This window comes from Persicitalea sp., from assembly GCF_041751555.1.
Classification (GTDB): Bacteria; Bacteroidota; Bacteroidia; order Cytophagales; family Spirosomataceae; genus Persicitalea.
Map to the genome: position 1 here is coordinate 1 of NZ_JBGSXF010000412.1, position 8,616 is coordinate 8,616.

The following is an 8,616-nucleotide window of genomic DNA, read 5'->3' on the forward strand; positions in this document are numbered from 1 at the left end:
TCGCTCCACAACCGCTGCGGGAACGCCCTTCCCGCCTTGTCCGTGACGCGTCGCTCGCGCACGCCGTCGTAGCTCGCGCCGACCAACGCCGCGTTGCGGGTGTTGTCGCCCGAGTGACAGCAATCGAAAATCGTGACGATATGGGCTTTGGTTTTTTGGGAAAGTTCGTGGATGAGGTAGCGCAGTTCCTTGTCCGTCAGCAGGAAATCGGCGGTACTTCTGGCCCCGCCATCGTAGCAAACGAGGCATTCCAATGCCCCGTCGGTTTCGTCCCAAAGCGATGCCGCCTGCTCCTGCGTTCCGTGGCCGGAGTAGTAAAAGAGGACGGTATCATCCTTACCCGCTCGTCCCAGAAAATCCCGGAATCCAGCGGCCATGCCCGCGCGGGTCGCGGCCTCGTCAGTGAGTTCCTTGATCTCGACGTTGAAATCCGTGCCGTTTTCCAGGTACTTTCGCACGGCTTTCACGTCGTTCAGACAGCCGTGGAGTTTGCCGACGCGATCGTAGTTGTTGATGCCCACGAGCAGGGCGAATACTTTTTTCGTGGCACCCGGGGTAGTTTGCTTCAAGACATCTTTATCCTCGTAATCGTTGGGGTTATAGCCCTCGTTGTCAGTAGTTTCCTCCTCGGAAAGTACCGACTTGCTCTGTGGGAAAAGTACGTCGATTTCTTCCTCGGAAGTCAGCACGTTTTCCACTTCCAGACTACGGGCGCGGGCATTAGAAACACTTTGCCCGGCGATGGAATTATACTCAGCTGCCTGTACACCTTCGATGATAGTGTCCCAGTCGAAGGCCGGGCCGATGTCCCACTTGCCGCCCGTGCGGTAGTTGACGTGCGAGACGATTCCTTTGAAATTCAGCACGTCGGAGGTAGTTTGGAAACGTTTTTCCGGCGGCAGGAATTCGCGGGGGATGTCGTACTTCTTGGTCAAGTACCTCAGCAGGATAATCAGGCTGTCGAGTTGCTCGGGCGTGTAAGAAGCGTAGTGCTTTTGCTCCCGGAAAGGCTCGTCGATTTTGGTGTAAGCCTTCGTATCGTCCAGCGAGCAGTAAGGGTCCGCTGGGCCGATTTTGCCCGTGGCGGAATTTCTCAGGCGGGAATAAATCGTTCCCAGGTTTCCGTCTTTGGGTATAAGGAAACCATAATTGGAAAGCTCGATGCCGATGGTGGCTTTGTCCTCCGGGTTACCTGTACCGCGCCTGTTGCCAACCCCCGCACCGAGGTGCCCCGACCAGTACTTCGAAGAAAATAATTGATAAATAGTGCCATCGCGGGCGATGACGAAGGGTACCGACACATGGCGGCTCTGCTGCGTGAGTGTAATCATGTCCGAACGGACGTTCCCCGCCGTGTAGTGCAGCACGATGCGTTTTTTTGCGTAGGCCCGGTCGTAGTAATAATCGCTGCGGTTGGGCTTGAATAGCTGCCCGCGCAGCGTCAGGTTTTCACCGGGAATGGGTAAGGCATAGGCCCGCAGGGCAGGCGCGGCTTCGCGGCGGAAGCGCTCCTCGATTTGAGGAAGGGTGTCGTAACGCATGAGGCTTGAAGTCTTTCATAAGAGTTTAGGATCAGTAATTTATGAAAAAGTATCAAGACTAACCTGGTTCGGTTACAGGTTTTTATTAAACGGTCACAAAGGAGCGATTGTCAGCATAAAAGACCATAAACAACCACCCCTGGTCCTTAAACATTCATAGAAGTCTAGCCGAATTCTGGAAGGAAGCGATCCAGAAAGCTCGCCAAATCACAAACCGTGATAAGTTCGCTGATCGGGTAGGACTCGTTTACCTTCCCAATCACAAAGGCCCGCTTCGCTTTCAAATCTTCCACCGCAATCCTGAACCCTTTGCCTATTATGGGCGCGGTGCTTAGCTTTATTTCGATGGCTGCTTCGACCACGCCATTTCGTTCAAGCACCAGGTCACACTCCGCCCCTTGTTGGGTTCGGTAAAAATAGGGCCGGAAGTTTTCCTGCGTGGCGGCGATGATTTGCTCAATTACGAATCCCTCCCAGGATGCGCCCACCTGCGGGTCATCCATAAGCTGCGCCAAAGTCGCGGTGTCCTTAAAGGCGTGCAAAATGCCGCTGTCGCGCAAATAAATTTTGGGCGATTTGACCAGCCGTTTGGGGATGTTGACAGAGTAGGGCATCAGCCGCCGGATGAGGAAGGCGCCTTCCATGAAGTCGAGATAACGGTTGATTGTTTTTCGGGTCATGCCCATCGAACGAGCAATACCTTCAGCGTTCCATAGATTGGCGTGAGTGCTTGCTAGCATTCGCCAGAACCGCTCAATGGTGCGTGACTCGGTGCTAAGTCCGAGCATAGCCAAATCTTTCTCTCAGAAATATTTCTCTTTATCTCCATGTAAAACAGGAATTGAAGTACGGTTTTTCATGGTAAATATATAGGCAATTTTTGTAAACTGATTCACCATCACAAAAAAAACCGGGAGCAAATGCCCCCGGCTTTTCGACAATCTGACACCAATTTGTAAGGTCGTCTATGCTTACAACTCAGGTTGTAGCCCTCATGTGTCACCAAAGATCTATATTCCCTGAGATTGTACCTGTCGAATGGTGATACTCAAAATACGAATCTAGTACGAGGTGAGCACCAACGTTAGTTGGCTGTCCAGGTAAATTATAGTAATGGTATCTAATCACTCCATGGAAAAAGTCATAGATGTTCGTATCAGTGGGAAGTATCCATTTAGACGGAGTAGTAGTAAGGTTATTACCATTCAACGTGTGGTTTTCTAATTCCACACCCGAAAAAGGGCGAAAATAACCTGATGTAGGATTTGTAGGTTCCCATTGATTACTGTTGAAATTAAATTTTTGATATTCAACAGTGTAGTAAATTTGATACAAGTATTCTCCGTTATACGAGTTATACCAATCGTTACAATTGAAATATATCTCCCTCTTGTAGCCAAATACGTTTGATGAATACGCAAGAAATCTAGTTCCAGGGCTAAAAAATACTTGATGTGAAGGACCATCATTAGTTCTCGCTGATTTTCCGCTGTGAGTGGCTGCCCCCTTTTCGATTCCAGTCGTGAGATAGAAATGTTCCAAGTTCATCGATTCAGCATACTTGAAAGGATGGTCTTGGCTGAATAGCGATTTTTTAATCTTTTCATAACCTTTCATCGGTATTAGGAAAAGATAGCCTTTGTGAAACCATGCTATCTTATCTCCGACCTGGAATTCTAGGTCTCTATTCAGTAAAGCTGCAAACGATTTTGGAAAATGATATTCAAACCTGCCATCGAAGTGTGTTGTATCGAGAGAATTGTGCAAGTACGAATTGCTTCCAAGTTTCGCCATCGAAAATCCGACAACTTCTTCATTGTTTAATTGATTCAAGGAATCTATTAGAAGGCCATACACCTTCATTGAACTCAACTCAACTCTATCTGTATCAGACGTCTTAACAACGTCGATAACATCGTGTTTGCAGCTTTGCATCAAAAAAATTGACGATGCAAGAAAGATCAGTAAAAAGGTTTGAGTTAGATTTTTCATACTTCTTGGAAGTTTGTGTAGGAACATATTTTGCAACAGCTTATGCTATACCAAATATGTTCCTACTGTTTTCTAGTAATCCGTGTTCTGGGGGTCGAAATTAGCCCAGCCAGCCGTCCAGTCCGTGTCTTTGAAGGCACCGATGTAAGGCGCAGGCTCAAATCCGGCGGGTAGCGTGACGCCACCCGTCAGCAGGGGCGAACCTGCCTTTGGTAGCAGCACCGGGCGAGTGGTAAGGCTGTTGAAGTTGGCGTCAAGCATCAGGTCGGCCACGTTGGTATAAACCTTGTTTTTGTTGGCGGCGGTGTTGAAGATCGTTTCGTCCACACCTACCAATGGAGTGACTGCACCTTGCAATACTAATCCCTGCACCACCAGTTTGCCCGTCTTATAGTTTTCGATGGTTGGTGGGTTCTCCACTTCGAGACCTTTAACATAGGGCGCGACAAATAAGCTATTGTAAACCGAAAGCGCGGTATTGCGACGCAAACGCAGAGCAGAGCGATACTTACTATCGAGCGTGCCGGGAGCGATCGTAGCAGTAATGTTGGCAAATTTAGCCGACGTTTGTGGTGTAGCAGTTGTACCCGTGCCATCATTGTCCGACTCGAAGGCGTTAGAATCACCCGCTTGGTCAGCTACCTTGGGGTCACGAATGATAAGGCCATACTGAACATTACCGCTGAAACCATTGTCCGTGTCGAAGTCGTCGTCTAAGCCCCGGTAAGAAATAAGGTGCTTGGCGTTTACCGTACCGCCGAACCACTCGAAGGAGTCGTCGCCACCGTAGGAAACCTGCACATAGTCAATCTCGGTGCCCGAACCAACGCCGCCCATCGTCAGGCCGTTGATCTCGTTGTCGGTTGCCAGGGCCACCCCGGCAAATTCGATACGTACATACTTCAATTTGCCCGAATTGTCGTTAGGTTGGTCGCCACCGTATTTCGCTGTGCCTTCTCCTTCGATCACGGGGTCACCGGGCTTGTTTTGTGGTGCTTTGCCCATGATGATAACGCCGCCCCAATCGCCCGCCGCGCGTTGGCCCGCAGGCAGATTAGACGTAAATACAATGGGTTTTTCTTTCGTACCAACGGCCATGATTTTGCCGCCGCGCTCCACAATGAGCGATCCTTTCTTTTGCTTGTCGCCCCGGATGATCGTGCCAGGCTCGATGGTCAGCGTAACTCCGTCTTTCACGTATACGAAGCCGTCGAGTACGTATTTCTTGTCTGCCGTCCAAGTCGTGTTGGTCGTAATGTTGCCCGAAATCATGCTGGGACCCGTCGGCGTCGGAGGAGTCGGGGGCGTGGGGTCGTCTTTGTCGCAGGCTGTGAAGCCGACGACCAGTGCGCCAAACAAGAATGCTTTAATAAAGTTCGTTGTCTTTTTCATACTTTTTTTAGTTTAACAATCTGGTTTTTAGTTGCTTAATCGTGGACTCGTTGATATATTTAGGTGTGGAGCTTTCCTTTCTTCCTTCAAATCAAAATTTATAACTTAATCCAACCGTCGAATACGTTCCGGGACGGTACTTCTGGTAGGTTTCGTCGACGTCGGTAATTTTCTGGTCAAGGTTGCTGTCCTGAATCATGCGGAAGGGTTGATTCAGCAAATCCTGCACTCCTATTTTCAGTTGCAGGTGTTCACCCAATGTCTTGATAATGTTCAGATCGATGACATTGCGGGGCATCTCATAAACCGTAGGCTGCACTTCCTGGTCGCCCACCAAGAAAATACGCTCCCCGATTACGTTGTACAGTACATTGACCTGCCACCCCCGGTTGACGTTGTTGTAGTAAATTCCGGTATTGACAAGGTAGGGCGACTGGCCTTGCAGCGGGCGGTTATTATCCTGTCCAGCGAAGCCGGTCGTTACCTGGCTTTTTATGAGAGAAGCGTTCAAAAGCAGCGTAAGGTTATCGACGAAGCCAGAAGTGGTCAGCGATTTCAACGACTTTCGAATTTCCAACTCGGCCCCTAGGGCGTAAGCTTGCTCGGCGTTGTCCACCGTGAACATCACACCCGAACCCGCATAGCGTACCTTAGTTTCGATCGGGTTACGGAAGTGTTTGTAGAAGCCCGCTAGCGAAATCACTTCGCCATCGGAAGGATAAAATTCATAGCGAAAATCAGCATTCTGAATGGTTGGTGTCTTCAGATCGGGGTTACCGATTCTTGACACGTCGAAGCCGAAATCATAGTAAACGAACGGCGCTAATTCCCGGAACTCGGGACGGTTGAGCGTCATTCCATAAGCCAGCCGGAACAGCGACTTGTCAGTCAAATTGTAAGTCAGGTTGACCGATGGAAGTGGGCGAAAGATCGGATTGTCCACATCTACGTCGTTGCCCGACCCACGAAGCTGGCTTTGCAGCGTTTGGCGGTTAAACTCGGCCCGGAAGCCCAATGAGGTGTTGAATTTGGGGGTAATGGGGTAATACACTCCCACGTATCCGGCGGCCAGCACACTTTGGGCATCGTAGCGGTCGTCGAAATTGGTGCGCTCCCCATAATAAAGTTTGTCGGCGGCGATAGTACTTGGGCTGAACAATCCGTCGAAAGGCTGGTTAAGGATTTCCTGCGACACGCCGCCTGGGTTGGTCAGGTTGAACCAGCGAGCCTGGAAAGTACGGTCTTTGTACTCACCATAGGCACCTGCCCGCAGCTTGATATCCATCTTGTCGTTATCTGCATAGCCTTTACGCCGTACACGATGCTCGATGTCGGCCCGTAGCGATGAAGTATATTCGTTCAGCGTGGAATAGAAACGAGCGCCACGCGTCAAACTGGCGTTGGCACCGGGGACGATCTCGACCGTGAAAGGACCGTCGGAGCCGATATTTCGGCTGGAAACGAATCTGCGGAAATCAGGTTCCTCGCGGTGAGTGTAGCCAAAGGCTCCCGTCCACTTTACAGTCGTCGCATCCGACAAGTCGTGGGTGCCACTTAGCTGGCCTGTGTAGATGCTCTTGGCTTCGTAGCGGAAAGCGAAATTCTCGACCTCCCGGCCATTTTCGGTACTATACCCTTGGCGGAAGGTAGTCTCTTTACTAGAAATCTGATTGAACAGGTTGCGGAACTCGATTTTGTTGTTGGGATTGAGGATTAAACCCCAGTTGGACATAGCTCCTAGCCGCACATTGTTACCGTAAAACTGATCGCCATATGCGGTCAACACCTCCGACTTGCCCGCAGAAGGGCTAAAAGCCAAATACCGATTCTGGGTGCGGTACAGCACTTGGTTCGCGTTCGTGTAGCTCAGGTTGTTGAAGGTCGTCAGCGTCTTGTCGCCGAGAGACATCTTATTATTATAGCCTACCGACAGTCGCAGGTCGGGATTGACGGTAACATTCTCCGCATTGTAAAAATCCGGCAGGTTACGGAAAGCCTGGAAACTGGCGGCCGAAGGTCGATTCTCGCTCAACAGCGTGTTGGTAGTTGGGAAGGAGTTCGGCAGTTTACGTGCCGCAGCCCCAAAGCCGAACATATCACCCGCAAAACCCTGGTCGTTGAGTACTTTCTGAAATGTCGTACCCGCACGATAGCTGCTGGAAATGCCTACCGTCAGTCCGTTCTCGTCGGGAACCGTTTTGGTGAATATCTTAATCACCCCGCCCGCAAACTCACCGGGTAGTTCGGGTGCGCCAGTCTTATAAATCATCATCCGGTCGATAGCCGAGCTGGGGATAAGGTCGAAGGAAAACGATTTTACATCCACTTCCGTTGAGGGCGTGATGGCGTCGTTGAGCATCACGGTATTGTAGCGCTCATTAAGTCCGCGAATGATGACAAATCGGTCGTCCTGAATGGATACGCCCGGAACGCGGCGAATGACCTGCGAAGCGTCGCGATCCTGGGATTTTTGAATTTGCTGGGCCGAAATACCGACCGCAATCTGCTCGGCCTGTTTGATTTCAGTGATGACCGATACATCAGTGAACGTAGCGCGTTGACCCACAATTTTGACCTCGGCCAAAGTGGCGACATCTTCTTCGAGGGTACTATTGATTACCACCGCTTGATTAGGATAAACCGTCACCTCGACCTCTTTGGGCTTATAGGAAACGTAGCTCATTACCACGGTGTGCTTTCCGGTGGGAACGTTGCGAAGTTCGAAACTACCTTCGATATCGGTAGAAGTACCCACGGGCGGGGTAGTTCCTTTCAATACGATGCTACCACCGATGATGGCTTCTTTGCCTTTTGCGTCGAGAAGAGTGCCTTTAATGCTGCCCGTTTGGGCGAAGGCCAGCGTAGTGACGCAGACCAGGAGGAGGGATAATAAAGTACGTTTTTTCATTGGGTGTCAGTCTTACTTTTTTACGGTGTCAGTATTCCTTTGGAATCGACACAAAAGTAAGGGTGCAATGTTACCCCAATGTTAAGCCACCATTATGGCTTAGTTATATAACGGCTCGTCTCTTCTAATTATAATTATTCAAAGTTTAATTAGAAAAGCCAATCTAAGTTTTTCTGAACATTAGGTGAAACATCTAAAAGAAAACAAACCACTTTGTTCTGATTTACAAAATTATAGAACAAAATTCTGCTTTTTTCATAAAACACCTTTTCTATTTAGCTCATTTATTTTTTATAAATTTTAAAAGAAAATGTTTGCTGCGCAATGTTCAATTTTTTAACACTGTAAAGGCCCCTGGACGAGTTGTCAACCGTCGCTTTCTCGTGCGCTTAATGACAACTACCCTAACCGCGCCAGAGCCTCTCTAATCGTCACAATCTTCGCCTCGGCGTCCGCTTGTTTTTGGCGTTCTTTCTCCACGATGTCAGCATTCGCGTTTTGCACGAAGCGTTCGTTGGAAAGCTTTTTTGTTACTGAGTTGAGAAAGCCTTCGGTGTACGTGAGGTCAGCCAGGAGGGTTTCTCGCTCGGCTTCAACGTCTACCTCTCCGGCCAGATCTACAAAAAACTCATCGGAGCGCACCAAGAACGACATACCTTCGGCTTGGTTGGCCACAAAGGTGATTTCTGAGACGTTGGCGAGTTTTTGAATTAGATCGGCCAGCATTTCGTAGCGCGCTTTTGAATCCGTACGGATGGCGAGCGGCAGTGCGGTTTTAGGACT

The 8,616-nt window shown here is 49.6% G+C and carries 5 protein-coding genes and 1 pseudogene; all 6 read right to left on the reverse strand.

What is annotated here, in order from left to right; translation table 11 throughout:
* A partial coding sequence (locus ACEW8P_RS14505) for a caspase family protein (protein ID WP_373513796.1) occupies positions 1 to 1,541 on the reverse strand: 1,541 nt, incomplete at its 3' end.
* A 164-nt stretch (positions 1,542 to 1,705) separates the two neighbouring features.
* Complete coding sequence (locus ACEW8P_RS14510) at positions 1,706 to 2,335, reverse strand: ATP-binding protein (RefSeq protein ID WP_373513797.1); 630 nt, start codon at positions 2,333 to 2,335, stop codon at positions 1,706 to 1,708.
* 205 nt (positions 2,336 to 2,540) lie between these two features.
* Positions 2,541 to 3,533, reverse strand: coding sequence for a hypothetical protein (locus tag ACEW8P_RS14515; RefSeq protein WP_373513798.1), 993 nt, complete (start codon positions 3,531 to 3,533; stop codon positions 2,541 to 2,543).
* Between the two features lie 72 nt (positions 3,534 to 3,605).
* Entirely contained in the window at positions 3,606 to 4,925 is a 1,320-nt protein-coding gene (locus tag ACEW8P_RS14520; RefSeq protein WP_373513799.1) for a T9SS C-terminal target domain-containing protein, read from the reverse strand.
* Between the two features lie 91 nt (positions 4,926 to 5,016).
* Positions 5,017 to 7,833 (reverse strand): carboxypeptidase-like regulatory domain-containing protein, encoded by a 2,817-nt coding sequence (locus tag ACEW8P_RS14525; RefSeq protein ID WP_373513800.1) that lies wholly within the window; start codon positions 7,831 to 7,833, stop codon positions 5,017 to 5,019.
* Between the two features lie 399 nt (positions 7,834 to 8,232).
* A pseudogene (locus ACEW8P_RS14530) lies at positions 8,233 to 8,616 on the reverse strand (valine--tRNA ligase); the annotation flags it as partial.

What these genes read in the sequence shown, in the direction of transcription:
- ACEW8P_RS14520 (WP_373513799.1), bottom strand. Translation starts at nt 4,925, where the DNA reads ATGAAAAAGACAACGAACTTTATTAAAGCATTCTTGTTTGGCGCACTG.
- ACEW8P_RS14515 (WP_373513798.1), bottom strand. Translation starts at nt 3,533, where the DNA reads ATGAAAAATCTAACTCAAACCTTTTTACTGATCTTTCTTGCATCGTCA.
- ACEW8P_RS14525 (WP_373513800.1), bottom strand. Translation starts at nt 7,833, where the DNA reads ATGAAAAAACGTACTTTATTATCCCTCCTCCTGGTCTGCGTCACTACG.